The sequence below is a fragment of the Actinomadura sp. NPDC049753 genome (genome assembly GCF_040674655.1).
Lineage (GTDB): Bacteria > Actinomycetota > Actinomycetes > Streptosporangiales > Streptosporangiaceae > Spirillospora > Spirillospora verrucosospora.
Map to the genome: position 1 here is coordinate 1 of NZ_JBFARL010000025.1, position 26,658 is coordinate 26,658.

Here is a 26,658-nt window from a genome sequence, read left to right on the forward strand (position 1 = left end):
CGAGGTCCGGGCCGGTCTGGACGCGCAGGCGGCGCACGTCCTGGCCGCCGCGGGCCGGACGGGCGAGGCCGCTCGGCGCGCCTGGGCCGCGATGTCGGGGTTCGGGTCGCTGCAGGACCCCAAGCGCGCCGGAGCCGCGGGCGCGCACGCCGCACGGCTGATCCTGAAGGACGCGGGCCCGCGCGGCGCGCTGCGGCCGCTGCGCGAGCTGCTGGCGCGGATGCCGCCCGGCGGCGACGCGTACCGGCAGGTCGCCCAGCTGCTCGCGGACGCCGAGCGGCGCCCCGACCGCGACCACGACGTCCTCGTCACCGACCCCGGCAGCGCCGCCTGGGGGCGGCTCGCCGCGGCCCTCGCCGTCGGCGCCCATCTGGCCGTCGGCAACGGCGTCGCCTGGAACAGCCTGGCCGACCACGAGAGCGCCCGCGACGACAGGGTGCTGCTGGAGCGCGACTGGGGCATCACCGGCTCCGAGAGCTGGCGCGAGCAGATGGACGCGCTGCTCGACGCCCGCAACAGCGACCCGGCGATCCAGATGGTGCTCGACCGGCGCGGCAGGGGCACCGGCAAGCGGGCCTGGCAGGACGCGATCGTCGCCTGGTGCGGCGAGCGCGACATCTCCGAGCAGACCGTCCGGGAGGTCCTGGACCTCTCCGAGGCGGTCCTGCGCTACGAGGCGCGGTTCCGGGCGGACGGCCTCCTCCCGCCCGACGGCCGCGTCGAGAGCGTCTTCGGCTACGACCTCGGGCGCGCGGTGAACATGGCCCGCTGGGGCCTGAACGCCGGGTACTGCGACGCCGAGGAGGCCGAGAAGTGCGTCCTCACGGCCGGGCACCGCGCCCACCAGACGTACGCGTCGTGGCAGGAGTTCTCGGCCGGGTACGTTCTCGGCCGGATGCTGCGGTTCGACGAGGGCGAGTTCGGCGAATGGTACGAACGCTCCCTCACCGGCCACCGCATCCTCGCCGAGGACCCCGGCAGCCCGTGGCGGCGCATGGCCTGGGGCTGACCGCCCGGCTCAGACCAGCGCGTCGATCTCGGCGATGATCGCCTTGCGTCCCTCCTCGTCCAGCGACGAGGCCGTCACGGCGTTGCGGGCGAGGGAGGCCAGCTCGGCGCGGCCGAGCCCGAACGCCTCGGCCGCGACGCGGTACTCGCCGGTGAGGGTCGTGTTGAACATCGGCGGGTCGTCGCTGTTCAGCGTGACGAACAGCCCCTCCTCCAGCATCCGCGGCAGGGGGTGGGCGGCGAGGTCCGCGACCTGGCCGGTGCAGACGTTGGAGGTCGGGCACACCTCCAGCGGCAGCTGGGTCTCGCGCAGGTGGGCGACGAGGCGGGGGTCGTCCAGGCAGTTGGTGCCGTGGCCGATGCGCTCGGCGCCGAGCCCCTCGACGGCCTCCCACATCGTCTCCGGGCCGGTCATCTCCCCCGCGTGCGGGACGCTGCGCAGGCCGGCGGCGCGGGCGGCGGCGAACGCGTCGCGGAACGCGTCCCGGAACGGCGCACGGGCCTGCTCGACGCCGCCGATCCCGAACCCGACGAGCGTCTCCGGCGGGTGGCGCAGCGCGTGGTCGAGGGTGCCGCGGGCGCCCTCGGCGCCGAACTCGCCGGGGATGTCGAAGATGTAGGACAGGCCGAGGCCGAACCGGTCACGGGCCTCGCGGGCGGCGAGGTCGAGCGCCTCGGTCACCGCGGGCATCGGCATCCCGGCCCTCTGGTGGGTGAAGGGCGTGACGGTCAACTCGACGTACCGGACGTTCTGCGCGGCGAGGTCGCGGGCGATGCCGGAGACGAGCGTGCCGACGTCCTCCGGGGTGCGGACGAGGCTCGACACCGACTCGTACACCTCGGCGAAGTGCGGGAAGTCGCGGAACTCGTAGAAGGCGCGCAGCTCGCGCTCGTCGACGGGGACGGGCCCGTCCGGGTGGCGGCGGGCGAGTTCGAGGACGGTCGGGACGGAGGCGGAGCCCACGAGGTGGACGTGGAGTTCGACCTTCGGGAGGGCGTCGATGAACGCCGCGATGCTCGTGTTGTCGGTAGGCACGCCGCGAAATTAACAGCGATCCGACCTGCCGGGACAGGCGAACCCGGCGAACCTCCCACGAAATTGTCAGGAACCCTCCCGTTCGGCAGGATGGGCACCGTGCGCGCCGCCCGACTGATCTCCGCCGTGCTCCTGCTGCAGTCCCGGGAGACGATGACCGCCGCCGAGCTGGCGCGCGAGCTGGAGGTGTCCGAGCGCACCGTCTACCGCGACATGGAGGCGCTGTCGGCGGCCGGGGTGCCGGTCTACGCCGACCAGGGGCGGGGCGGCGGGTACCGGCTGGTCGGCGGCTACCGGACGCGGCTCACCGGGCTCACCCGGGAGGAGGCCGAGGCGCTGTTCCTGTCCGGGCTGCCCGGCCCCGCCGGTGACATGGGGCGCGCCGACGCGCTCGCGGCCGCCGAGCTGAAGGTCCTCGCCGCGCTGCCGAAGGCGCTGCGCGACGCGCCCGCCCGCGCGAACCAGCGTTTCCACCTCGACGCGCCCGGCTGGTTCGGCGAGAGCGGGCCGCCGCCGCTGCTGCGCGACCTCGCCCGCGCGGTGTGGGACGACGAGACCGTGGAGCTGCGCTACCGCCGCAAGGACTCCGAGGTCACCCGGACGGCCGAGCCATACGGGCTCGTCCTCAAGAACGGCGTCTGGTACCTGGTCGCGCGGGCCGGAGGCGGGCACCGCACGTACCGGGTGGACCGCGTCGCCGCCGTCCGCCCCACCGGGGAGTTCTTCCGGCGCGACGAGGACTTCGACCTCGCCGGGCACTGGCGGGGGCAGGCGGCCGCCTTCGTGCGGTCGGTGCTGCGCGAGGAGGCCGTGGTGCGCCTGTCCCCCGCCGGCCTGCGGCTCCTGCGGCACGCCGTCGAGCCGTACGCGGCCCGCCAGGCGGCGGCCGCCGCGGGCGGGCCCGACGAGCGGGGATGGGTGGTGACCACGCTGCCCGTGGAGTCGGCGGCCGTCGCGGCGTCCGAGCTGATGCGGCTCGGAGCCGAGGTCGAGGTCCTCGCCCCGCCGGAGCTGCGGGAGCGGATGGCGGACGCGGCCGCCCGGCTGGCGGAGCTGTACCGGACGGCGGACCGGCCGCCCGGCTAGTCCTGCTTGCGCGCGATCGCCTCGGCGAGCTCCTCCTTGGTCATCTTCGAGCGGCCCTGGACATCGAGGGCGGCGGCGCGGTCGTACAGCTCGCGCTTGCTGCTGCCCTCGACGTCCACGCCGCCGAAGCTCCTGCCCTTGCCGTGGCGCGCGTCGGGGTTCTTCGCCCGCGGGTCGGACGGCCCCTTGTGCCCCTTGGGGACCCACCGGTCCCCGCGCTTCTCGAACTTGTGCTTGAGCGCCGAGTACGCGGTGCGGTGCGCCCGCTCGCCCTCGCCGTAGGTCTCGACGGCGGAGTCGTGGGCCTTGGCGAAGGTCTCCTGGGCCTCCTTCGGGGAGCGTTGAAGCGTGCCGGGAAGCTCCTCCTTCCGCGGCTCGCCGCTCTTGCCCGTCATCGGCATGGCTCCTCCTTTCACGAGTCTCCACGCCGGATAACCGGTCAGCGCGCCCTCAAACCGGTACGGCGGGCCCGCCGGCTACCGGTAGCCGGCGACGTCGGCGGGAAGGCCCGCCTCTATCACCTCGACGACGTAGCGCCAGGCGTCGGGGCGGCTGCCGTCGGCGTCGGTGAACCCGTAGACCTGGGCGAGCCCGCCGCTGGACAGCGACGCCCCGTTCCAGCGCGCCCGGTCCGGGTCGGCGGCCAGGGCGGCGACGGCGCGTCCCACGAAGGCCGGCGATTCGGAGATCGCGAAGTGCGGCGTCTTCGTGGTGGCGTCGCGCCAGGTCTCCTCCGTCACGCCGTAGTTGTCGAGCATCGCCTCCGAGCGCAGCCATCCCGGCGTCAGCGAGAGGGCCGTCGCGCCGTAGGACGCGATCTCCTCGGACTGGGCGAGGGCCATCCGGAGGACGGCGCACTTGGCGAGGTCGTAGAAGTAGCCGCATTCCTTGCGGTACGCCGCGTTGTACTCGGCGGTCCCGTCCGTGACCTCGACGACCAGGCCGCCCGGCTCGCGGATCAGCAGCGGCAGGGCGCAGTGGCTGGTGATGGCGTGGGTGTCGATGGCCAGCCTGAGCATGCGCAGGCCGTCGTCCAGGGACTGCTCCCACAGCGGCCTGCCGAACTCGAAGAGCCGGTCCGCGCCCCAGATGTCGTTGACGAGGACGTCCAGCCGCCCGCGCTCCTCGTCGATGCGGCGCACGAGGGCGGCGACCCGCGCCGGGTCGAGGTGGTCGACCTGGACGGCGACTCCCTCGCCGCCCGCGGCCGTGACCAGCTCGGCGGTCTCCTCGATGGTCTCGGGACGGTCCATCTCCGACCGGTGGGTCCGGGTGGACCGTCCCGTCACGTAGACGGTCGCGCCCGCGGCGCCGAGCTCGACGGCGATTCCCCGTCCCGCTCCGCGCGTGGCGCCCGCGACCAGTGCGATCTTTCCAGTCAGTGCACGACTCATGGGGACGAGACTGGCACTGAAACCTGACAGTTCACGTCAGGGTTTCGCCTCGGTCGGCCGGGTTTTCGGTCAGGTGAAGATGCTCACCCCGCCCGGGCCGACGAGGAGGCCGACGACGATGAGGACGATGCCCCAGAGCAGGTCGCGCCGCGCGAGGATCACGTAGATGCCGGCGATCACCAGGATGACCGCGATGAGCCACAGGATTGTCATCATGGCCCCCGGCGTCCCCCCAGGGAGACCCAAGAAACCACAATCTCATTGCGGATGACCGAATTACCCGTTTTGTTACAGAGGGGGAAGGCCGAGCCTTCCCCCTCCTCGGGTCGAGCCCTCCCCCTCCTCGGGAGGACGGCGATCACCCGCGCCCCGACCGTGGCGTCAGCCCCCGGAGCGGCACAGGCGGAGGACGTTGGCGACGATGCGGTGCCCGGCGCCCCCGGCCGCGGTGAGGATCGACTCCGGGTGGAACTGCACGGCCCAGCGCCGCCGCCCGGGGTCCTCGATCGCCATGACGACGTCCCCGGTCAACGCCGTGACCTGGAACCCCTTCACCCGGTCGGGCGTGGCGTGCAGCGAGTGGTAGCGGGCGGCGGTGAACTCTTCGGGCAGTCCCTCGAACAGGTCGCCCCCCTTCACCTCCACCCGGCCGGGCTTGCCGTGGGACGGCTCGGGCAGCAGCGACAACTCGCCCCCGGCGTGCTCCACCATCGCCTGCAGCCCGAGGCACACGCCGAAGACCGGAAGCTTCCGGGCGTCCAGCTCGTCCAGGAGCGTGCGGGTGCCGAAGTCCTCCGGGCGTCCGGGGCCGGGCGACAGCACGACCAGGTCGGGCGCGTGCTCGTCCAGCAGCCGCAGCGGGAACCCGTGCCGCAGGGTCACCACGGAGGCGCCGTGCTGCCGGAAGTAGTCGGCGAGGGTGTTGACGAACGAGTCCTCATGGTCGACGAGCAGCACCCTGACGCCCTCGCCCGGCTGCGCGGGGAGCGGCGCCTCCTGCGGCACGACCCCCGCGCCCTTCCGCGCGGCGGCGAGCGCGCCCAGCAGGGCGCTGGCCTTCAGGTGCGTCTCGCGCTCCTCCTCGTCGGGGTCGGAGTCGTAGAGCAGCGTCGCCCCGGCCCGCACGGTCGCCACACCGTCGCGGATCTGCGCGGTCCGCAGCGTCAGCCCGGTGTTCATCGAGCCGTCGAAGCCGACGCAGCCGACCGCGCCGCCGTACCAGCGGCGGGGCGAGTCCTCGTGGTCCTCGATGAACTGCATCGCCCACGTCTTGGGCGCGCCCGTGACCGTCACCGCCCACATGTGGGTGAGGAACGCGTCGAGCGCGTCGAAGCCCGGGCGCAGCCGCCCCTCGATGTGGTCGACGGTGTGGATGAGCCGGGAGTAGATCTCGATCTGCCGGCGGCCGAGGACGCGCACGCTGCCGGGCACGCAGATCCGGGACTTGTCGTTGCGGTCCACGTCGGTGCACATGGTCAGCTCGGACTCGTCCTTCGCCGAGGACAGGATCGTGCGGATCTGCTCGGCGTCCTCCAGCGGGTCGGCGCCGCGCCTGATCGTCCCGGCGATCGGGCAGGTCTCGACGCGGTCGCCGCTGACCCGGACGAACATCTCGGGCGACGCGCCGACCAGGAACTCGCCCTCGCCGAGGTTGAACAGGAACTCGTACGGGGCCGGATTGGACTCCCGCAGCCGCTCGAAGAACGCGGCGGGCGCGTCGCAGCGCCCGTACATCGCGTGCCCCGGCGTCACCTCGAACAGGTCGCCCCTGACGAACTTGTCCTTGGCGTCCCGCACCATCTGCGCGTACACGCCGGGGACGGGCTGCGCCGGGACGTCGGCCCGCCGCCGGACCGGCGTCGTCCCGGTGCCGCGCGGCAGCCCCGCGGTGCCCGACCCGTCGACCTCGAACTCGTAGGAGATCCGGTGCGAGGTCTCGCGCTTGCGGTCGACGACGACCATCTCGTCGGCCAGGTGCAGGACGAGGTCGCGCTGGTCGTCGGGGCGTTCCAGCCGCGTCCGCAGCGGCTCGAACTGCAGCGACAGGTCGTACCCGAACGCCCCGTACAGACCGAGGTGCGGGTCGTCGCAGCGGAACAGGTCGACGACGGCGCGCAGCGCGGTGAAGACGGTCGGCTGGCGGCTGCGCTCCTCTTCGGCGAAGAAGCCCTCGGCCGGCGGGACGAAGACCTCGAACAGGCCGGGCTCGTCGGTCCGCACCTCGCCGACCTGGCGCAGCGCGCCCGCCAGCGCGGGCAGGACGACCCGGCCGCGCCCGTTCAGGGGCCGGACGGCGACCGTCCGGCCGCGCGCGACGATCTCCAGGCAGGGATCGACGTAGGCCATGTGCCAGCGGCTGTAGCGGCCCGGATACTCCATGCCGGAGCTGAGCACGCCGCCGCGCCGCTCCCCCACGGCGGCGACGAGGACGTTCAGCGCGTCGGACTTGCGCTCGGAGTCGACCGGGACGGCGGTACGGGTCACCCGTACGCCCCCGGCCGTGACGAACTCGCTGGTCAGCGGCTGTCGTGAGACGGTCTCCACCGCGGTGGCCCCTCATGTCGGGCCCCCACCGGGCGTCGCGAACAGGAAACGACCGCCGGTGAGGGCGGTCGCCTGGTCGTGAACACGCGCGAACCGGCACCGCCTCAGCGGCGCCACCACCACCGGGAGGCTGCGGTTCGCATGCGGCGAGGCTACCACGGGCGCACGGTTCCCTACCTGGCGCTTCCCGGTGTGGAGCGATCCACCGAAGTCGTGGCGCGGCCGATATCGGGCTGTGACCAGGGCGTGTGTAGGCTCGCCCGGCCGCACCCCCGGCACGGTCCCGTCGCGCGATCCGGGCGAACCGTGCGCGGGCCATACGAGGAGGACCCCATGACTCCCGACGACTCCCGGGAACCGACTCCGACCCAGCCACCCTCACCGGGCGCCGACCGCACCGACCGGAGCCACTGGAACTGGCTCCTGATCGTTCCCGTCGTGCTCCCGCTGCTCACGCTGCTCTACAACAGCGACGAGCCCCGCCTCGCGGGCTTCCCCGCCTTCTACTGGATCCAGCTGGCCTTCATCCCGCTGGGCGTCGCCTGCACCGTCCTCGTGTACCAGATGACGAAGAAGCGGGGCTGAGCCGATGGCACGCGACCACCTCACCGAGATCATCATCTTCGCGGTCCTGTTCCTGCTGGTCAGCGGGATGGGCTTCGTCGCCGCCCGGTGGCGGCGGCCCGACTCCATGCACAGCCTGGACGAGTGGGGCCTCGGCGGCCGCAGCTTCGGCAGCTGGGTCACCTGGTTCCTGATCGGCGGCGACCTCTACACCGCCTACACGTTCGTGGCCGTCCCCGCCCTGGTGTTCGGCGCGGGCGCGGCCGGCTTCTTCGCCGTCCCGTACACGATCGTCGTGTACCCGCTGGTGTTCCTGGTACTGATCAAGCTCTGGTCGGTCTCGCACGTGCACGGCTTCGTGACGCCGGCCGACTTCGTCCGGGCCCGGTTCGGCTCCCCGACGCTGGCGCTCGTCATCGCGATCACCGGCATCGTCGCCACGATGCCCTACATCGCGCTGCAGCTGGTCGGCATCGAGGCGGTGCTGAAGGCGATGGGCGTGAACGGGCACTGGCCGATCATCATCGCGTTCGTGATCCTCGCGGCCTACACCTACCAGTCCGGGCTGCGCGCCCCCGCGCTGATCGCCTTCGTCAAGGACGTGCTGATCTACCTGGTCATCATCGTCGCGGTGCTGTACATCCCGGCGAAGCTCGGCGGCTGGGGCGACATCTTCGACGCGGCCAAGGCCAAGTTCGACAAGTCCCCCGCGCCCGGAGACGGCATCACCATCGCCGGCAGCGGGCAGCTGAACTACGCGATGCTGGCGCTCGGCTCCGCGATGGCGCTGTTCCTCTACCCGCACAGCATCACCGGCGTGCTGGCCAGCAAGAACCGGAACGTGATCAAGCGGAACATGGCGGCGCTGCCCGCCTACAGCTTCGTGCTCGGCCTGATCGCGCTGCTCGGCTACATGGCCATCGCGGCGGGCGTGAAGCCGGTCACCACGGACGGCAAGCCCGACACCAACACCGTGGTCCCGCTTCTGTTCGACCACATGTTCCCCGACTGGTTCGCCGGCGTGGCGTTCGCCGCCGTCGGCATCGGCGCGCTGGTCCCGGCGGCGATCATGTCGATCGCGGCGGCCAACCTGTTCACCCGCAACATCTACAAGGAGTACATCCGCCGCGACGCCGACGCCAAGGAGGAGGCGACCGTCAGCAAGCTGGTCTCGCTGATCGTCAAGGCCGGCGCGGTCGTGTGCATCCTCGCGCTCGACCCCGAGTTCTCCATCGACCTGCAGCTCATCGGCGGCGTCATCATCCTGCAGACGCTGCCGGCGGTGGGGCTCGGCCTCCTCACCCGCTGGTTCCACCGCGGCGCCCTCATCGCCGGCTGGGCCGCCGGCATGGCGGCCGGCCTGTGGATGCTGTACCGGATCCCGAACCCGGTGAAGGGCAAGGAGCACTTCGGCGGCTCGGCCTACCCGCTGAGCGACCTCGGCCTGGACACCAAGACGACGGTGTACGTCGGCATGCTGGCGCTCGCCGTCAACGTGGTCGTCGCGGTCGCCGGCACCCTGGTCTTCAGGGCCGCCAAGCTCGCGGACGGCGAGGACGGGACGCGCGCGGCGGACTACCTCGCCGACGAGGGCGACCCGCGGGTCAAGGATCTGGAGCTGGAGGCGAGCACCTGATCCGGCCGGCCGGCCACCGGCGGCGCCGCCCCGTCAAGATCCCCGGGCTGACCGGGAGCGGACGGGCGGCGCCGCCTGCGCCTTCCGCGGTGGCCGGATCAGGCGCGGCCCCGCGGCAAATTATTAGGTTACTTTCCTATTCATGCCGAACCGACCCGCGGCCGTGCTGTCGGCCGCCGCGCTCGCCGCGAGCCTCGCGGCGATCGTCACGCCGGGAGCCGCCGCCGCGGCCTGCCGCCCGGACGCGCGCGATCTCATGGTCACCTACCAGCCGGTGGACCATACCGTCGCCGACGCGCAGTACCACCGCGCGCGGCTGACCATCGACAACCACGACGACCGCTGCGCGCTGGGCGCCGGCGGATGGGCGATGTACTTCAACGCCGTCCGCCGGCCCGCCGCCGTCCTGGACGGGGCCGCGGGCGAGTCCGCCCGCGCGCGGCTCGCGGGCCAGGGCCTCGCGATCACCCGGGCGGACGCCGCGCGGAGCGGCGACTTCTACACGCTCAGGCCGGGGGACGGCTTCGCGCCCGTCGGGCCCGGCGAGCGGCGCGCGATCGACGTCGACTTCGAGCTGTGGGCGGTCCACAAGTCCGACGCGCCCGCCGGGTGGACGATCGCCTTCGGCGGCGGGCGGCCGTCGTGGGTCCCGGCCAAGGCGCTGCTGGACCCGGCGGACCCGAAGCAGACCACCGCGTTCTCGGGCGACCACCGGCCCGTGCAGACCGCCGCGTCGCGCTACGCCGAGAACACGGCGCGCAAACTCGACCTCACGCTGCGGCAGAGCATCGTCCCGCAGCCGCTGTCGGCCGAGGCCTCCGGCGGCACGGTCGCGATCGGCGGCGGGTCGCCCGTCTCGGCGCCGCGCTCGCTGCGCCGGGAGGCGGGCTACCTGCGCTCCGCGCTGACCGATGTGGCCGGCGGGCGCGGCGCGCCCGTCGCCCTGAGCGTCGATCCGAGGCTGGACGCCGACCGCGACGGCGAACCCGACCCCGAGGGCTACACGCTGACCGCCGACGGCGGCGGCGTCCGGATCGTCGGCGCCGACCGTGCCGGGGTCCTCTACGGCGTCCAGACGCTGCGGCAGCTCGTTCCCGCGGGCGCCTACGCGGCGGCGGCGAGGGGACGCCCCGCGTCCACGGTCGGGGTGCCGCGCGCGAGGATCGCCGACGCGCCGCTGTTCGGCTACCGGGGCCTGCAGATCGACGTGGGCCGCCACTTCGAGACCAAGCAGACCATCGAGAAGTTCCTCGACCTGATGAGCTTCACCAAGCTCAACCGGCTGCACCTCGGCCTGACCAACGACGAGGGCTGGCGGCTGCAGATCCCGGGGCTGCCCGAGCTGACGGGGTTCGGCTCCGGCCGCGCCTTCGACCTCAAGGAGACGGGGGCTCTGCACCAGGGCATGGGGTCGGCGAACGACCTCGCCCCCGGCGACGGCATCTCCGGCAAGGCGGCCGGCGAGGCCGAGGCCAACCTCGGCCGGCAGCCCGCCTACCAGGGGTTCGAGCAGGGCACGCTCAACTTCGTCGGCAAGGGGAGCGGCTTCTACTCCGTCCGGGATTTCGAGGAGATCCTCAGGTACGCGGCCGAGCGGCACGTCGAGGTCGTCCCCGAGCTGAACTTCCCGGCGCACGCGCGCGCCGCGGTCCAGTCGATGGAGCGCCGGTACCAGCGGACGCACGACTCCGCGTACCGGCTGCTGGACCCGGCCGACACGAGCCGGCACACCAGCGTCCAGTACTACACCGACAACCTCGCGAACCCGTGCCTGCCCAGCACCTACGCCTTCCTGGACAAGGTCGCCTCCGAGGTGGCGAAGATGTACGAGCGCGCGGGCGCCCCGCTCAACCGGCTCAACCTCGGCGGCGACGAGCCGCCGGGCCCGCCCGAGGGGTGGTGGTCCGGGTCCCCGGCGTGCCAGAAGGCGCCCGAGACGGCCGGCAGGTCCGGTGAGGAGCTGAAGGAGCTGTTCTTCACCCGCTGGAACGCCATCGCGCACAAGTACGCCCCCGCGACCGCCGGCTGGGAGGACATCACCGACCCGACCCGCTCGTTCCGCCTCAAGGGATTCACGCCGCTGCCCTGGCAGAACGTCTGGGGCTGGGGGCGCGAGGACTGGGCCTACCGGTTCGCCAACGAGGGCACCCCGGTGATCCTCGCGCACGCCACGAACCTCTACATGGACCTCGCCTACAACAAGGACCCGGACGAGCCCGGCTACTACTGGGCCGCCTACGTGGACGAGAAGAGCACCTTCACCTACCAGCCGTTCGACGTGTACGCCAACGCGACCGAGGACCGCTGGGGCAACCCGGTCACGCCGAACCCGTCCTGGACGAGGCTGACCGCCGAGGGCCGCAAGAACATCCTCGGCCTGGAGGCGCAGCTGTGGGCCGAGAACGGCAAGGCTCCCGGGATCCGCGAATACCAGGCGTTCCCGAAGCTGCTCGGCGCCGCCGAGCGGGCCTGGAACCGCGACACCCCCGCGCCGGACGAGATGGACGCGGCCTGGAACGTCTTCAGCAACACCCTCGGCCAGAAGACGTTCCCGCTCCTGTCGTTCTACAAGCCGGTGGGCCTGAGCGGCGCCGGGGTGAACTACCGGCTCCCGCTGCCCGGCGCGAAGATCTCGGACGGGACGCTGGCGGCGAACGTCCGTGACCCGGGCCTGGCGGTCGAGTACTCCACCGACGGCGCGAACTGGCGGCCGTACACGGGGCCCGTGCGGGTCGGCGCGTCCGCGCTCACCCGGACCCGAAGCGCGGACGGCCGCACCAGCCGCATCTCCCCCGTCGGCGTCCCGGCCTGGCGGAACCGCGCGGGCTACAAGGCGGGGGCGCTGGTGAGCCACCAGGGCGAACTCTTCCGGGCGACCCGCGACGGCTCCGGCGGGGAACCCGGCCGCGACCCCGGCCACTGGGCCCCCCTCCAGTAACCCGATCGCCTCCCGACCGGCACGGCGACGGCCCGGTCGTCCGCTCACGCGGACGGCCGGGTCGTTTTCTTTTCGGCTCTTGACAGGCGAATAGGTGAACATCGAAGGTGTGTGAACGATCACGTTAACGTTAATGTGACGCCCCCGACAACGGAAGGCCTCCTCGCATGAGGACACCGCGTCCCCCCGCCCGCCCCCTCGCGGCCCTGACGGCCGCCCTCGCCGCCGCGGCGCTGCTCGTGCCCGCCGCGGGCGCGCAGGCCGCGCAGGGCCCGCACCGCAAGATCGACCTGCGGATCGCGACCTACAACACCTGCGGGCACGGATGCCTGCCGACCACGCAGGCCTGCGTGGACACCATCGGACGCGACTGCGCCACCAAGCTCGAGCCCTGGGCCGACCGGCGGGCCGCACGGGTCGCCGACGACATCGTCCGCGCGCGTGCCGGGGTCGTCGTCACCCAGGAGATCGGCAACAACGCCACCCCGACGCAGCCCGGCGTGGACGTGGAGTCGTTCCGCGCCCCGCTGACCGAGGCGATGGCCGCCCGCGGGTACGCCGAGGCCCCCGCCGACTACACCGGGACCAGGCATCCGCAGGAGGGCTACCCGCTGAAGTCCGGCGCGGGGCGCTTCACCTACTACGACGCCCGCAGGTTCTCCCACCTGGACGAGCGCGGCCGCGCGCTCCCCCACGACCTGCTGTGGCTGCCGGACTCCACCGAGATCTACGGCAAGACGATGACCTGGAACACCCTGCGCGACCTGCGCACCGGGCTGCGGTTCGTGGTCGTCGACATGCACCTGGAGTACCGCAAGAACGGCGCGACCGACCCCAACGGCTGGACCAAGAACTGGGACGAGGTCCGCTACCTCGACGCGCGCCGGACGGCCGAGTACCTCACCCGGGACAACGCCTACACCCGGCGGCTGCCGATCGTGTTCGCCGGGGACATGAACTCGGCGTCGAAGGAGGACGGCCACAGCGCCTACGACGCCTTCTCCGACGCCGGCTACGCCGACTCGTTCGAGGCCGCGCCCGCGAACCGCCGCACCGGCGCCGAGTACGCCTCGTTCAACGGCGGCAGGATCCCGCTGCCGAGGTCCGAGGACAAGATCGACCACATCTTCGTCCGCAACGGCACGCGCGTCCTGCAGTGGACGCTCGTCCCGCAGACCACCGCCCAGGCCGGCGAGCCCCGCGACCTGCTGCGGTCCGACCACAACATGGTGCACGCCACCGTGAGGATTCAGGAGCCCACTCGATGACCTCCCCCGCGAGCGAGCGGTCGCTGGCCGCCGAACTGCGCCGGGCCGACCCCGCCCTGTCCCGCTTCAACCCGCTCGACCGGATCCTCGTCCACGACGAGTTCAACACCGGCACGCACGGCTGGATCGAGCTGCTCGGCAACTACGACGGGCACGGGAACCTCGACACCGTCGACGACCACATGCGCGACTTCCGGCCGCCGCAGCTCAGCTCCTGCAACTTCTTCGACGTCGGCACGCACGGCGCGATGTCCGGGACGTACGCGCTGAAGGTCGCGACGCGCCCGGTGGCCGGGCACACCGGCGTCGCCATCCGGCGGCTCACGATGGCCGGCCGGGGGCGCGTGCAGTTCGAGGCGTACCTGACGTTCAAGACGGAGGCGGCGTCGGAGGAGAACCAGGCGGCGCACAAGGCGGGCGCCGGGGAGTGGGACGCGAACCTGCACCCGTCCGAGCAGCAGTTCGGCGCGTTCACCATCGCGACCGACATCTGCGACGGCGTCCGCTACCACTGCGTCGCCCGCTACCTGAACACCGACCTGGAGAACCGGCTGCGGCGCGAGTGGGTGTACCCGACGGTGCCCGAGCCGACCCCGCGCGAGCACTTCGAGGGCAAGATCAAGCTGCCGCCGACCGCCGACTTCACCGCCCCGGAACCGGACGACTGGAAGCCGTTCGGCGGCCCGCAGGAACTCTGCTACAACGAAGTGCCCACCAAGGTGAACTGGCACTACGTGCGCTGGATGATCGACACCAGCACGCGCTCGAACATCGAGCTGCAGGTCAACGACACCGTCTACGACATGCGCGACGTGCCGGTGCCGCCGTACGACGAGGAGTACGGCTCCCTGCAGAACCTGCTGAACTTCTACGTCTCGGTCAGGACGCACACCGACGTGCGCAACTTCCTGTACCTGGACTCCGTCCTGATCTCGGTCGACTGGTGAGGAGCCCCCGGAACATGCGCGAGTCGTTCACGGCGGTCCTGGAGCGCAACCGCACCCTCGCGGGCGGTTTCGCGACGGAACCGTACGAGGTGGCGTGGGCCGCGGAGGCCCGCTGGTTCGTCCGGACGCTGGAGCGGACCGGGACCGGCACCCTGATGCGGGTCACCACGCAGGTCTCCCCCGACGGCCTGCACTGGTGCGACCTGGACCCCGAGCGGGAGGTGACCGGCGACCTCGCCACCTGGGAGTCGTCCGGCTTCGGCGGCTGGCTGCGGCTGAAGGGCTCCGTCGAGGGCGAGGCCGACGGCGGCGAGGCGTCGGCGAAGGTCATGATCTACCTCGCGCTGAAGAGCTGAGAGGAGCCGTCATGGACGTGCGCAGGCGCGAGTTCCTCGCCCTGACCGGCCTGGCCGCCTCCGCCGTGGCGCTCGGCGGCTGCGCGGCGCCGGGGGCGGCGGCCGCGCCGGACGGAACGCTGCGCGCCGCGTTCGGGCAGCCGGTCACCGACCTCGACCCCTACAACGCGGGGACGGCGGTCGACGAGGCGTCGCTGATCGTCAAGCGGCTGGTGTTCGACACGCTCGTCCGCCACGAGGGCGGGCGGCTCGCGCCCGGCCTCGCGACGTCGTGGCGGCGGACGGACGACACGACGTGGGTGTTCGACCTGCGCCCCGGCGTCCGCTTCCACGACGGGAGCCCGCTGACCGCGCGGGACGTCGTCGCCTGCGTGGAGCGCACCAAGGCCGTGAAGTCGGCGCAGTCCGCGCTGTGGGCCACCGTGAAGTCCGCGCGGGCCGACGGCGACCACCGCGTCACGTTCGTGACGGACGGCCCGATGGGCACGCTGCCGGTGAACCTGACCCTGCTGTTCATCGTGCCGGCCCGGCGCGTGGCCGACCCGGCGCAGAAGCGCCGCCCGGTGGGCTCGGGCCCGTTCCGCGTGACGGGGTTCACCCCGTCGACCAACGTGGAGCTGGCCCGGTTCGACGGGTACTGGGGAGGCCGCGCCGGGCTGCCCGGCATCTCGATGCCGTTCATCGCCGAGACCTCCAGCGCGATCACGGCGCTGCGGAACGGGGACGTGGACCTGCTGTGGCCCGTCCCGTCCGACCAGCTCGGCGAGGTGCGGGGACGGCGCGGCGTCAGCGTCCGGACGGTGCCGAGCTGGACCTACTACCTCACCTGGTTCAACTGCGGCCGCAAGCCGTTCACCGACCCGAGGGTCCGGCGCGCGATGTGGCAGGCGCTCGACATGGAGGAGATCGTCGGGAAGCTGTTCGGCGCGGGCGCCGAGCGGATGCGCGCGCCGATCCCCTCGACCGTCTTCGGCTACGCCGAGCAGGCGCCCTACCGGTACGACCCGGCCGCGGCCCGCGCGGCACTGCGCGCCGCGGGCCTCGGGGACGGCTTCGAGACCACGATGATGTGGTTCGACGCCACCGGTCCCCTCGCCCGGGAGCTGGCCCAGTCGATGATCTCGGGGTGGGCGCGGATCGGGGTCGAGGTCAGGCCGCAGAGCATCGAGAAGGCCCAGTGGCTGCAGCGCCTCAACTCCCTCGACTGGGACATGGAGCTGCAGACCAACACCGTGACCACAGGCGACGCCGCGTTCACCCTCGGGCGGCTCTACACGTCCAAGGCCAACCGGATGGGCTACCGCGACCCCGGGCTGGACGCGGTGCTCGCCGAGGCCGGGCAGGCCGCCGATCCGGGGCGGCGCGAGGAGCTGTACGCGCGGGCCTGCAAGACGATCTGGGACGACGCGGTCGGGATCTTCCCCGCCGCGCTCACCACCGCCTACGGGCTGCGGACCGGGCTCTCCGGCTTCACCCCGGCGGCGAACAACCAGCCGGACCTGTCCACGGTCAGGAGGAACCCATGACACCCCGCCGCAGGGCCACCCTGCGGGACATCGCCGCCGCCCTCGACCTGTCGGTCAACACGGTGTCCCGCGCCCTGGCCGGCAAGGACGCGGTCAGCCCCGAGACCCGCGAGCGGGTGCGGGCCGAGGCCGAACGCCTCGGGTACGTGCCGAACACCATGGCGCGGTCCCTCGTGCAGGGCAACGCGATGACCCTCGGGCTGGTCATCACCAACCCGTCCAACCCCTTCTACACGCGTCTGATCAGCGCGATCGAGGAGCGCGGCCGGATCCGCGGCTACTCGCTGATGCTGATGGTCACCGAGGACAGCGTCGACAACGAGCGGCGCGTCGTGGACGAGCTGATGCGCTGGGGCGTGGACGGCGTCCTGGCGGTCCCCGTCCAGCACGGGATCGACCACTGGGACCGGCTCCGCAAGTCCGGGACGCCGGTCGTCCTGGTCAACCGCGACCTGCCGGGGCTCGACACCGACCTCGTCGGCGTCGACTACTACGACAGCGCGCGGCGCGCCACCGAGCACCTCGTCGCCGAGGGGGCCCGCGACCTGTACCTGGTCGAGGAGGACCTGGACATCTCGCCCGTCGCGGAACGCATCCGGGGGTTCCGGTCCGTGCTCGACGAGCACGGCATCGCGGTCCGCGACGACCACATGGTGAAGGTGCCGACCCGGCGCCGCGAGGCCAGCTCGCAGCCGTGGGACCCGGTGGACTCCTACGAGATCGGGCGGGAGCTCGCCACGCGCGTCGGGCCGGGCGCCGCCGTCCTGGCCGGCAACGACTACTTCGCGCTCGGCGTGTACCGGGCGCTCACCGAGCACGGGCTGAGCATCCCCGGCGACGTCCGCGTCGCCGGGCACGGCGACCACCCGTTCGCCGCCTACCTCGCGCCGCCGCTCACCACGGTCCGGCTGCCGGCCGCCGACGTCGGCGCCGCCGCGGTGGACCGGCTCCTCGAACGGATGTCGGGCGAGTCCGGCGCGGGTTCCCCGCGGCAGACCCTGCTGCCGGCGGAACTGGTCGTCCGCGCCTCGTCGCGGACCGCGAACGGAGGCCGCTGATGGGACGGTTCCTGCTGAGGCGCGCCGGTCAGGCCCTCATCGTGGCCTGGGGCGCCGTCACGGTCGTGTTCCTCGTCGTGCGCGTCGTGCCCGGCGACCCCGCGACGCTGATCCTCGGGCCGGACGCCAGTCCCGCGCAGCTCGCCTCCGTCCGGGCCGACTTCGGGCTGGACGAGCCGCTGTGGCGGCAGTACCTCGCGCACATGGGCGAGATACTGCGCGGCGACTTCGGCGACTCGTGGCGGCTCGGCGGCGGCGCGATGGGCGCCGTCCTGGACCGGTTCCCCGCCACCCTGACGCTGGCCGTGCTCGCCCTGGTCATCACCCTCGCCGCCGGCTACCCGCTCGGCATGATGTGCGCGCGGCGGCCCGGCGGGATCCTCGACCTGCTGGTCTCCACGGGTTCGCTGGTCGGGCAGGCGGTGCCGTCGTTCTGGCTCGGCATCGTGCTGATCCTGCTGTTCGCCCGGCAGCTGAACTGGCTGCCGAGCACCGCGGGCGGCGGCCCGGAGGCGGTGATCCTGCCCTCGGTGACGCTGGCGCTGCCGTTCGTCGGATGGCTGGCCCGGCTCGTCCGCAACGGCGCGCTGGAGGAGAGCGGCAAGGACTACGTCCGCACCGCCCGCGCGAAGGGCACCGGCGAGGGCGCCGTGATGTACGTGCACGTGGCGCGCAACATCGCGCTGCCCGTCGTCACCGTCCTCGGGCTGCTGATGGGCAACTTCATCGCCAACGCGGTGATCATCGAGGTCGTGTTCTCGTGGCCGGGCATCGGCTCGCTGATGGTGGACGCGATCACCAACCGCGACTACGCCGTCGTCGAGGCCGCGATCGTCACGATCACCGTCTCCTACATCGCGCTGAACCTCCTCGTGGACGTCCTGTGCGTCGCCCTCGATCCACGTCTCACCCCGGAGAACGCATGAGCGCAGCGAACCGGGGGGCGTGGGGGGTCGCCCCCCCACCAAGAGAACGCATGAGCGCAGCGAAGCAGTGGGCGTGGGGGATCGCCCCCCGCAAGGAGGAAGCATGAGTGCCATCGCACCCGCCGCGGTCGCGGTCCCCGCGGCCCGGCGGCGCAGGAGGCTGCCCGCGCGGGCGTGGGCGGGCCTCGCGATCGTCGGGCTGTTCGTCCTGGCGGCCGTGTTCGGGCCGATGCTGATGCCCTACGACCCGGCCGCGACCGACCTGCCGCACCGGCTGCTGGCTCCGGGCGCCCGGCTCGGGGACGGGTCGGTCGCGTGGCTCGGCACCGACCAGGTCGGGCGCGACATGCTGTCCGCGCTGCTCGCCGGAAGCCGCGTGTCGCTGCTGGTCGGCGCCGCCACCGTGCTCATCGGCGGCGCCGTGGGCCTGGTGGCGGGGCTCGTGTCCGGCTACTTCGGCGGCTGGACCGACGCCGTCCTGTCCCGGTTCGGGGACGTGCAGCTGGCGTTCCCGTCGATCCTGCTGGCCATCCTCATCGCGGGCGTCCTCGGCCCGAGCGTCACCAACATCGTCATCACGCTGGCGGTGACCCGCTGGGTGATCTTCGCCCGGGTGGTGCGGGCGTCCGCGCTCGCGACCCGTGACCTGGAGTTCGTCGACTCGGCGCGGGTGCTCGGCGCCGGGCACGCGCGGATCCTGTTCCGGCACGTGCTGCCGTCGTGCTGGCAGCCGCTGCTGGTCGCCGCGACCGTGCAGATCGGCCTGGTCATGGTGGCGGAGGCGTCGCTGAGCTTCCTCGGCCTCGGCATCCCGCCGGACCAGGCGTCGTGGGGCGCGACCGTCTCGGCGGGCCGCGACTACCTCGGCTCGGCCTGGTGGATCTCCACGATGCCGGCGATCGCGCTGGCCGCCGTCGTCACCGGCGTCGGCCTCGTGGGCGACGCCTTCCGCGATCTGTCCGACCCGCGCTCGCAGATCTGATGGCGCACATCCCCATGGAGGCGCACATGACCGTTCCAGCCGTCGATCACGCGCACGCCCCGGCCTCCGGGGACGTGGCCGCGGAGCTGCGCGACGTGCACATCGGGTTCCGCTCCGGCCGGCAGGTCACGCCGGTCGTGCGGGGCGTCGACCTGCGGCTGCGGCGCGGCCGCGTCCTCGCCCTGGTCGGCGAGTCGGGCAGCGGCAAGAGCCTGACCTCGCTCGCGCTCATCGGGCTGCTGCCGCCCGGCGCGCAGATCACCTCCGGGGCCGTCGTCCTGGAGGGCGAGGACACGGGCGGCTTCTCGGCCCGGCGCTGGCGCGAGACCCGCGGCGGCCGCGTCGCGATGATCTTCCAGGATCCGATGGCGGCGCTGAACCCCGGCTTCGCCGTCGGCCCGCAGATCGCCGAGCCCTTCCGGCGGCGCCTCGGCCTCGGCCGGCGGGAGGCCCGGGAGCGGGCGGTCGCGCTGATGCGCGAGGTCGGCATCGCCTCCGCCGAGTCCCGCTACGGCGACCACCCGCACGAGTTCTCCGGCGGCATGCGGCAGCGCGCGGTGATCGCGATGGCGCTGGCGCTCGGCCCGTCGGTGCTGCTCGCCGACGAGCCGACCACCGCGCTCGACGTCACGGTGCAGGCGCAGATCCTGCGGCTGCTCGCGCGGCGGCAGCGCGAGGCGGACCTCGCGACACTGCTGGTCTCGCACGACCTCGGTGTGGTGGCGCGGGTCGCGCAGGACGTCGCGGTGATGTACGCCGGGCGGATCGTGGAGCGGGGCCCGCTGGACGCCGTCTACACGCGCCCCGCCCACCCGTACACGCTCGGGCTGCTGGAGGCCATGCCGGACGCCGGGTCCGGCGGTCGCCTCAAGCCGATCGACGGCGTCCCGCCGGACCCGCGGCACCGTCCCGGCGGCTGCGCGTTCCACCCGCGCTGCCCGTTCGCGACCGACCGGTGCCGCACCGAGGACCCGCCGCTCACCGGGGACGGCGACCGCGCCGTCGCCTGCCACCACTCCGCGGAGGTCGTCGCCTCCCAGCACAGCGAGGAGCCCCGATGACGGCCACCGCGCAGGACACCGAGGTCGTGCTCAGGGTCAGCGGCCTGGAAGCGGGGTACGAGCGCCCCGGCCGCCACGGGTTCGGGCGGCGGCGGGTGCCCGTCGTCGCCGGGCTCGACCTGACCGTGCGGGCCGGGCGGACGCTGGGCGTCGTCGGCGAGTCGGGCTGCGGCAAGTCGACGCTGGCGCGGGCCGTGGTGGGGCTGCGCCCCGCGTTCGCCGGGTCGATCGAGTTCGCGGGCGCGGACCTGGCGTCCGTCCCGCCCCGCCGGCGCCGCCGCATGAGCCGCGACCTGCAGATGGTGTTCCAGGACCCCTACACGTCGCTGAACCCGAGGATGACCGTCGCCGACGTCGTCGCCGAGGGCTGGCGCGTCCACCGGGGGATCGTGCCGCGCGCCCGGGAGGACGCCGAGGTCGCCCGGCTCCTCGATCTCGTGGGCCTCGGCCCCGAGCACGGCCCCCGGCACCTGCACCAGCTGTCGGGCGGCCAGTGCCAGCGCGTCGCGATCGCCCGCGCCCTGGCGCTGCGGCCGAAGCTCCTGGTGTGCGACGAGGCGGTGTCCGCGCTGGACGTGTCGGTCCGCGCGCAGATCCTCAACCTGCTGGCGGACCTGCAGTCCGAGCTGGGCGTGGCGTACCTGTTCATCTCCCACGACCTGGACGTCGTCCGGCACATCGCCCACGACGTCGCCGTCATGTACCTCGGCACGATCGTGGAGCGGGGACCGGCCGCCGAGGTGTTCGGCGACCCGCAGCACCCCTACACGCGGGCGCTGCTGTCGGCGGCGCCGTCCGTCCACGACCGGCCCGGCGACGACGCGGGTGAGATCGTACTGCGCGGGGAGGTGCCGTCGGCGGCCGAGCCGCCCAGCGGATGCCGGTTCCGGACCCGCTGCTACATGGCCGCCGACGTCTGCGAGCGGGAGACGCCCGCGCTCGTCCCGCGGGACGGGCTGCCCCAGGCGGTGGCCTGCCACTTCGCCGACGGCGCCGGGACGACGGCCCCGCCCGCGCGGGGACGGGCGCCGGAGGGCGGGGCCCGCGAGGGTCAGGCGCGTCCGTAGGCGTCTTCGAGGCGCTCGATGTCGTCCTCGTCGAACCGGCCGAAGGCGATCTCCATGACGCGCACGGCCGGGCCGTCCGAGCCGAGCCGGTGGGTCTCCCCGGCGCGGATCAGCACCCGCTCCCCCACCTCCGGGAGGATGCGGCGCCCGGCCACCTCGAACACCGCGCCGGGGTCGAGCGCGACCCACAGCTCGTCGCGGTCGCGGTGCCGCTGGAGGCTGAGCCGCTGCCCCGGCTCCACGTGAATGATCTTCACGGTGGACGGCTCGTTGAGGGTGAAGCGCTCGAAGCGGCCCCAGGGCCGCCGCTCGGTCCGCACGGCCGGCGCGGGCCGCGGGTCGCCGTGGGCCTGGGGCTGCGCGCCGGTCGGCACGTCGGTCTGCACGGTCACCTCGGGGATCGCGGGTCGTCGGACGGGCGGGGGCCGCGGGCTTCGGACGCGGCGGCGGGAAGCCCGCCGAGGACGAGGTCGACGAGGCCGTCGACGACGGCCTCGCGCGGCACGTCGTCGGCGTGGTCCAGCCACCAGTCGCCGGCCGTCTGCACCATGCCGACGATCGCGTGCCCCCACACGTAGGCGCGGGTCCGGTCCGCCATCTCCCCCTCGGCGATCATCACCTCGGCCAGCTCCCGGCTCACGTCCCGGATCATGGTGCTCATCGCGCTGTGCGTGGCCGTGTCCTCGGCGCTCGCCCGGTGCATGAGGAACCGGTAGAGGTTGAGGTTCTTGGAGATCGTCGCCAGGTAGGTGTCGATGGTGGAGCGGGTGCGGTCGCGGATCGGGTCGCCGCGGGAGAACTCGTCCCGGATGCCCTCGATCAGCTTGCGCGTGTGCCGCTCGGCCAGCGCCTGGTAGAGGCCGCTCTTGTCGCCGAAGTGGCGGTACAGGATCGGCTTGCTGATCCCCGCCTCCGCGGCGATCGCGGCCATGGACGCCTCGGGCCCCTCGCGCTGGATGACCCGGTCGGCCGCCTCCAGCAGGGCACGGCGGCGGCCGGGGTCTCGCCGTGGTCCGGGCCCCGGCCGGCCCGCCGCACTCGTCATGACAGCACGGTATCCGGGGGTGTTACCCGGTGACAACACCGGCCGGCCCGCGGCGGGGAGGCGTGCCCGCCGCGGGCCGGCCGCCCGCCGGCGGGTCAGCCGAAGTCGAGGTCAGAGCACTGGTAGAAGGCGTTGCCGGTGTCGGCGATGTCCCACACGGCGAGCAGGAGGTGCCGGCCGTGCCGCTGCGGGAGCGTCCCGGTGTGGGTGGTCTGGCCGGACGGCGGCCGCCCGTTGTAGTTCTGCTGGAGGAACGGCGTGAGCTCCAGGGCGTCGCGGGTCAGCGGCTTGGCGGCGTCCCAGCCGTCCTTGGTGAGGAAGTAGCGGAAGGACGTGGTGGCGTGCGCCGCGGTGAACCGCCAGCTGATGCTGAACGACTGGCCGCCCGTCACCTTCGTCGCGGGCCACCCCGTCCCGCCGCGCTGGTCGTCGAGCGGCGCCCAGCGCCCGTCGGCGCCGGCGCAGATCTTCCCGTCGCCCGGTCCGCGCTGGGGGAAGCCCTTCGGCCCCTCGACGCCGTCGGGGTCCCACTGGACCTGGCCGCAGTTGCGGACCTGGTGCGTCCCGCACAGGTAGCTGCGGCTCGGGGGCGAGGTGGTGTACCCGTGGGACCAGGCCGGCACGGCGAGCGCCAGCGGCAGCCCGGCGGTCACGGCGGCGGCCACGGCGAGGCTGGTCTTCCTTGGCATCCTGCGTCTCCTTGGCGGGGGGAGGTACGGCGTACCCGAAGGCGGAGGGGAGCCGGCCCGGAGGCCAACTCTAAGGAAACTTTCCTTTTAGAAGGTCGCGTCGCCGTGCCGCTCCGTCAACAGGACCGCCCGGGGTCGGGCACGCGGAGACAAGTCCCTGGCAGGCATGGCAAAGCCGCGGGCCCGGCGGGGCCCGCGGCGCAAAACGAGGCGGGGGGCGGATGCTCTCCGCCCCCCGCCCGGCCCGGCCCCTCCTAGCGGGCGAACGCCTGGAGCTCGGCGGTCCGCACGATGCCCGCGCTCGGGCTCGCGGTGCCGCAGTCGGTGGCCGACCGCGGGTCGTCGTCCTGCTCCCCCGCGTAGGCCGGCGCGCCGGTGCACTGGCTGGAGACCACCTCCAGCCGCAGGTGCGTCGCGGTGACGTCCCGCAGGTCGAACGAGCGCATGATCAGGTCGGGCGCCGTGGGCCGCGGCCGGTCGGCCGGGAACGCGTCGGACGGGCTGGTGTAGACGGTGCGGTACGAGGCGTTCTGAGCGCAGTCGGCCTTGGAGGCGTCGCAGGCCAGCAGCCGGAAGGCGCGCAGCGCCGTGAACCGGTTCTGCGTGCCGCCCGCGCCCTCCGGATCGCCCGCCACCGACGGGCGCAGCATCGCGCTCACCTGAACACGGCCGACCCTGACCGGGCGATCGCCGGCCAGGTCCACGGTCACCTGGCGTCCGGCGACCGGGGCCGTCACCGACTGCCAGTTCGTCGCCTCCGTCTCGTCGAGCAGCGCGGCCTGGGACGCGCCGTCACCGGTCGCCGTCGCGCCGTTGGCGCCCGCGGCCTCGTTGCGGGACATCGCCACCGGCAGCGTCCGCTGCGACGCGCCGATCACGGCGGTGAACCGCCGGTGCCCGAAGCCCGCGCCCACCGCGACGAAGGAGTAGCGGCCCGGGGTGAGCGCGACGGTGTCGCCGAGCGGGGTCGCCGGGTCGGTGTCGGCGACGGGGACCGCGCGGGCCTCGTAGTCGCCCACGTACAGGCGCACCTTGCCGCCCCTGGCGTCCCCGAGGGGCGTCAGCCGGACGCGGGCGTTGCGCGACAGGGGCGAGGCGAAGCTCGGCGTCGGGTCGGCGTCGGCGGGGCCGTTGCTCGCGGCGTCCTTCCCGAGGCCGTGCTCGGCGAAGACCTTCCACATCATCTCGTGGTCCCGGCCACCGAAGCGGAGGGTGTCGGCGGCCAGCAGGGCGTCGCGGTGGTCGACGTAGCTGACCGCGCCGCCGGCCATGAGCAGCAGCGCGTCGAACGACACCTGCGCCCACCGCCGGTTCCCCGGGCACTTCGCCACCGGCACCGCGCCGTCGGCGCACGCGCGCTGCGACGCGGCGCCGCCGTCGCCGTACCGCCGGACGAACGCCTCGCGCAGGTCGAACTGGGTGGCGCTCCAGATCTCACCGTCGGCGTGGACCTGGGTTCCCACGAGGTCGTACCCGAGGTCGGCGTAGTTCAGCGGGCTCCGGCTCATGTCGTAGTTGCGGATCCCGGCGCGCCGGTCTCCGGTGACGTACCCGCCGATGACGTACGGCGTGCGGCCGGGCTGGCGCAACCCGTACTCGTTGAGGTACTCCATGGCGAACAGGTCGGAGGTGCTCTCGTTCATGGCGCCCGCCTGCGGCCCGCTCCACCCGGCGTCCGGTCCGGCGATCATGCGGCCGGAGATGGCGTGGGTGTACTCGTGGCCGATGACGCTCATGTCGAAGTCCCCGTCGGCGCACGGCGGGTAGAACGAGCCCGCGATCGGCTGCCACAGGTACATGTTGGTGATGGCGGGAATCCCGTCCGGCGGGGTGATCTGGTTGGCGTTGTCGCGGACGGCCGGGAACCGCGCGCCGGCCTGCGCGTTGCCCTGCTCGGGGTCGCCGCCGAGCCCGCCGCGCCCGCCGTTGTCGGACTGCATGTTCCAGGCCGACTCGGTGAAGCCGAGCCGGTACGACCAGTCGTGCATCCGGTTGTGCTGGACGAACAGGTTGGACATGGCCGCTTCCAGGTCCGCCTCCTGCGGGCTGTCCAGCGTCGCGGGGTCGCACCTGCTCGTGTGCCACTGGTTGGTCCACGGATAGGTGTAGTTCCGGTCGGGCCTCGGCGCGCTGGTGCGCGTCCCGACCGTGAACGGGTCGCTGCTCGCGCGGTTCTCGTACGCCCTCGCCGCGTTGCCCACGGTCGTCGTGCTGGAGGCGCCGATCGCCGGGTCGACGTCCCAGGGCCGCCCGCTGGAGGGGTCGCCGCCGACGGTGCGGCACCCCGCCGCGGGCGCGAAGCACCAGGCCTCCCGGGTGTCGCGGGAGGAGTAGTCGCCGGGCGGGGTCGCCGGGAACACCGCCCAGCGCGGGTCGTCGCTGTCGTGGTCGACGAGGTTCTCCCGCACGAGCACCGAGCCGGTCCGGGCGTCGACGTGGGAGGTGACGGCCTTCGGCTCCGCCCCGGAGGCGTCCATGAGCGTGACCTGGTACGCGCTGCGGACGCCCTCGGCCGTGGGCACCGCGACGAGCCGCGCCTTGCGGGGGTCGCCGGCCGAGGCGGGGATTCCCGCGTCCCGCCCCGCCGCGGCCACCGCGTCCCGCGGGGAGAGCGTGGCGGGCGCCGGGGCGGCGCCGTCCCGGGAGAGGGTCGAGGTGACCGAGACGACCTCGCCGCCGGTCACCCCGACCGCCACCAGCCCGTCGTGGCCGGCGGGAAGGCCGCCGAACCGCTGGCGCAGCAGCACGGCCGCGCCGTCGCCGACCGGGTTGACGGCGACCTTCTCCAGGGCGCCGACGGCGGCGGCGTCGAGGCCGAACAGGTCCCGGTGCCCGGCCAGGTACGCGCGGGCGGCCTTCTCCGGATCCCGGGGCAGGCCGCCGGCCAAGGGCCCGGAATCGGTCACCGAGGCGGGTGTGCCGAGCTTGTTCCATCGCACGGTCACGCCGCGGGCGGCGCCCACCTGGCGGTTCGTCGGGGCCAGCCGCCCCGGCCGCGCGTCCTTGTCGGCCGGTTCGGTTTGCTCTCCCGGCGGCCGCGGTCGGGGAGGCGGCGGCTCGGCCCGTCCGGGGGCCGCGAGGCCGGCGGTGAGGAGTGTTCCGGTGGCCGCCAGAGCGGTCACGGCGGTCCAGCGCGTCCTGGGCACCATTGCCTCCTGGAGGCGGGCCGACGGCCCGTTCTCGGGGGATGGCCGGAGGGGACGCCCGGCCGCTCTAGAGACAATCAGCGCTTACACCACTCACCTATGGCGAATCACCACATTTACGAAGTGCCGCCGTGCGGCGGTCTTCGCCCTTGACACCGCCGTTTCCTCGAAAACCCCATGTCAGGCGCCCGGCCGTCCCCGGGCGGCCACGCCCGCCGCGACCGCCCGGCCGGTTGACCGGGCCCGGCCACCGCCCCGCCGCGACGCCGCCCGCTCCCTCACCGGGCCGGGAACAGACCCTGACCTGCCTGTGGTCTTCGCCCTTCCGGCGCCGGGGAGGGAGCGGGATGATCGCCGCGTTCGACATGCCGCGCCGGAACC

General features: G+C 73.5%; 23 protein-coding genes. 14 read left to right on the forward strand and 9 right to left on the reverse strand.

Translation table 11 applies throughout. The annotated features are described in order from the left end of the window. Positions 1-1,009, forward strand: a 1,009-nt coding sequence (locus tag AB0K37_RS09680; protein ID WP_363977427.1) for a DUF1266 domain-containing protein, incomplete at its 5' end; no start/stop codon positions are given. 9 nt (positions 1,010-1,018) lie between these two features. On the opposite strand, the gene add is transcribed toward AB0K37_RS09680, so the two are convergent. Beyond that, positions 1,019-2,044 (reverse strand): adenosine deaminase, encoded by a 1,026-nt coding sequence (gene add / locus AB0K37_RS09685; protein WP_363977429.1) that lies wholly within the window; start codon positions 2,042-2,044, stop codon positions 1,019-1,021. Between the two features lie 99 nt (positions 2,045-2,143). Between add and AB0K37_RS09690 the strand changes: the two genes are divergently transcribed. After that, on the forward strand, positions 2,144-3,130 hold the full coding sequence (locus AB0K37_RS09690) for a YafY family protein (RefSeq protein ID WP_363977431.1): 987 nt from the start codon (positions 2,144-2,146) through the stop codon (positions 3,128-3,130). Here the strand turns inward: AB0K37_RS09690 and AB0K37_RS09695 are convergent. The 4 genes from AB0K37_RS09695 to AB0K37_RS09710 form a co-directional block, all read right to left on the reverse strand. Continuing rightward, a complete protein-coding gene (locus tag AB0K37_RS09695) occupies positions 3,127-3,531 on the reverse strand; it encodes a ChaB family protein (protein WP_363977434.1) in 405 nt (134 codons plus the stop codon). The two genes, AB0K37_RS09690 and AB0K37_RS09695, sit on opposite strands and share 4 nt — an antisense overlap. Positions 3,532-3,606: 75 nt before the next feature. Next, positions 3,607-4,524 (reverse strand): SDR family oxidoreductase, encoded by a 918-nt coding sequence (locus AB0K37_RS09700; protein WP_363977437.1) that lies wholly within the window; start codon positions 4,522-4,524, stop codon positions 3,607-3,609. A gap of 69 nt (positions 4,525-4,593) precedes the next feature. Beyond that, the gene (locus tag AB0K37_RS09705; RefSeq protein ID WP_165959128.1) at positions 4,594-4,740 is read right to left on the reverse strand and encodes a GPGG-motif small membrane protein; all 147 of its coding nucleotides are present in this window, start codon (positions 4,738-4,740) and stop codon (positions 4,594-4,596) included. A gap of 165 nt (positions 4,741-4,905) precedes the next feature. After that, positions 4,906-7,068, reverse strand: a complete 2,163-nt coding sequence (locus tag AB0K37_RS09710; protein WP_363977440.1) for an anthranilate synthase component I — start codon at positions 7,066-7,068, stop codon at positions 4,906-4,908. Positions 7,069-7,401: 333 nt separating this feature from the next. Between AB0K37_RS09710 and AB0K37_RS09715 the strand changes: the two genes are divergently transcribed. The 12 genes from AB0K37_RS09715 to AB0K37_RS09770 all read left to right on the forward strand — a co-directional run bounded on the left by AB0K37_RS09715 (position 7,402) and on the right by AB0K37_RS09770 (position 21,397). Then, positions 7,402-7,653 (forward strand): DUF3311 domain-containing protein, encoded by a 252-nt coding sequence (locus AB0K37_RS09715; RefSeq protein ID WP_363977443.1) that lies wholly within the window; start codon positions 7,402-7,404, stop codon positions 7,651-7,653. 4 nt (positions 7,654-7,657) lie between these two features. Beyond that, positions 7,658-9,268 carry a monocarboxylate uptake permease MctP gene (gene mctP / locus AB0K37_RS09720; RefSeq protein WP_363977446.1) on the forward strand — a complete coding sequence of 537 codons (1,611 nt, stop codon included), beginning with the start codon at positions 7,658-7,660 and terminating at the stop codon, positions 9,266-9,268. A 142-nt stretch (positions 9,269-9,410) separates the two neighbouring features. Further along, entirely contained in the window at positions 9,411-12,206 is a 2,796-nt protein-coding gene (locus AB0K37_RS09725) for a family 20 glycosylhydrolase (RefSeq protein WP_363977449.1), read from the forward strand. 167 nt (positions 12,207-12,373) lie between these two features. After that, positions 12,374-13,474: an endonuclease/exonuclease/phosphatase family protein gene (locus tag AB0K37_RS09730; protein WP_363977452.1), complete on the forward strand. Its 1,101-nt coding sequence runs from the start codon at positions 12,374-12,376 to the stop codon at positions 13,472-13,474. After that, positions 13,471-14,421: a DUF6772 family protein gene (locus AB0K37_RS09735; protein WP_363977455.1), complete on the forward strand. Its 951-nt coding sequence runs from the start codon at positions 13,471-13,473 to the stop codon at positions 14,419-14,421. The genes AB0K37_RS09730 and AB0K37_RS09735 overlap by 4 nt, the downstream gene beginning before the upstream one ends. A 14-nt stretch (positions 14,422-14,435) precedes the next feature. Next, positions 14,436-14,777: a hypothetical protein gene (locus AB0K37_RS09740; RefSeq protein ID WP_363977457.1), complete on the forward strand. Its 342-nt coding sequence runs from the start codon at positions 14,436-14,438 to the stop codon at positions 14,775-14,777. 11 nt (positions 14,778-14,788) lie between these two features. Further along, positions 14,789-16,303, forward strand: a complete 1,515-nt coding sequence (locus AB0K37_RS09745) for an ABC transporter substrate-binding protein (RefSeq protein WP_363977460.1) — start codon at positions 14,789-14,791, stop codon at positions 16,301-16,303. After that, positions 16,300-17,361: a LacI family DNA-binding transcriptional regulator gene (locus AB0K37_RS09750; RefSeq protein ID WP_363977462.1), complete on the forward strand. Its 1,062-nt coding sequence runs from the start codon at positions 16,300-16,302 to the stop codon at positions 17,359-17,361. Before AB0K37_RS09745 ends, AB0K37_RS09750 begins: the two co-directional genes overlap by 4 nt. Further along, positions 17,361-18,287 carry an ABC transporter permease gene (locus tag AB0K37_RS09755; RefSeq protein ID WP_363977465.1) on the forward strand — a complete coding sequence of 309 codons (927 nt, stop codon included), beginning with the start codon at positions 17,361-17,363 and terminating at the stop codon, positions 18,285-18,287. Before AB0K37_RS09750 ends, AB0K37_RS09755 begins: the two co-directional genes overlap by 1 nt. Before the next feature lie 103 nt (positions 18,288-18,390). Further along, the gene (locus tag AB0K37_RS09760) at positions 18,391-19,269 is read left to right on the forward strand and encodes an ABC transporter permease (protein ID WP_363977468.1); all 879 of its coding nucleotides are present in this window, start codon (positions 18,391-18,393) and stop codon (positions 19,267-19,269) included. A 26-nt stretch (positions 19,270-19,295) separates the two neighbouring features. Continuing rightward, complete coding sequence (locus AB0K37_RS09765) at positions 19,296-20,330, forward strand: ABC transporter ATP-binding protein (protein WP_363977471.1); 1,035 nt, start codon at positions 19,296-19,298, stop codon at positions 20,328-20,330. Next, complete coding sequence (locus tag AB0K37_RS09770) at positions 20,327-21,397, forward strand: oligopeptide/dipeptide ABC transporter ATP-binding protein (RefSeq protein WP_363977474.1); 1,071 nt, start codon at positions 20,327-20,329, stop codon at positions 21,395-21,397. The genes AB0K37_RS09765 and AB0K37_RS09770 overlap by 4 nt, the downstream gene beginning before the upstream one ends. Here the strand turns inward: AB0K37_RS09770 and AB0K37_RS09775 are convergent. The 4 genes from AB0K37_RS09775 to AB0K37_RS09790 form a co-directional block, all read right to left on the reverse strand. After that, entirely contained in the window at positions 21,382-21,789 is a 408-nt protein-coding gene (locus tag AB0K37_RS09775; protein WP_363977477.1) for a phosphomannose isomerase type II C-terminal cupin domain, read from the reverse strand. The two genes, AB0K37_RS09770 and AB0K37_RS09775, sit on opposite strands and share 16 nt — an antisense overlap. Further along, positions 21,786-22,442, reverse strand: coding sequence for a TetR family transcriptional regulator (locus tag AB0K37_RS09780; protein WP_363977479.1), 657 nt, complete (start codon positions 22,440-22,442; stop codon positions 21,786-21,788). Before AB0K37_RS09780 ends, AB0K37_RS09775 begins: the two co-directional genes overlap by 4 nt. A gap of 95 nt (positions 22,443-22,537) precedes the next feature. Beyond that, positions 22,538-23,131 carry a lytic polysaccharide monooxygenase gene (locus AB0K37_RS09785; protein WP_363977482.1) on the reverse strand — a complete coding sequence of 198 codons (594 nt, stop codon included), beginning with the start codon at positions 23,129-23,131 and terminating at the stop codon, positions 22,538-22,540. A gap of 254 nt (positions 23,132-23,385) precedes the next feature. Beyond that, positions 23,386-26,280: a M36 family metallopeptidase gene (locus AB0K37_RS09790; RefSeq protein WP_363977484.1), complete on the reverse strand. Its 2,895-nt coding sequence runs from the start codon at positions 26,278-26,280 to the stop codon at positions 23,386-23,388. Positions 26,281-26,658: the final 378 nt, after the last annotated feature.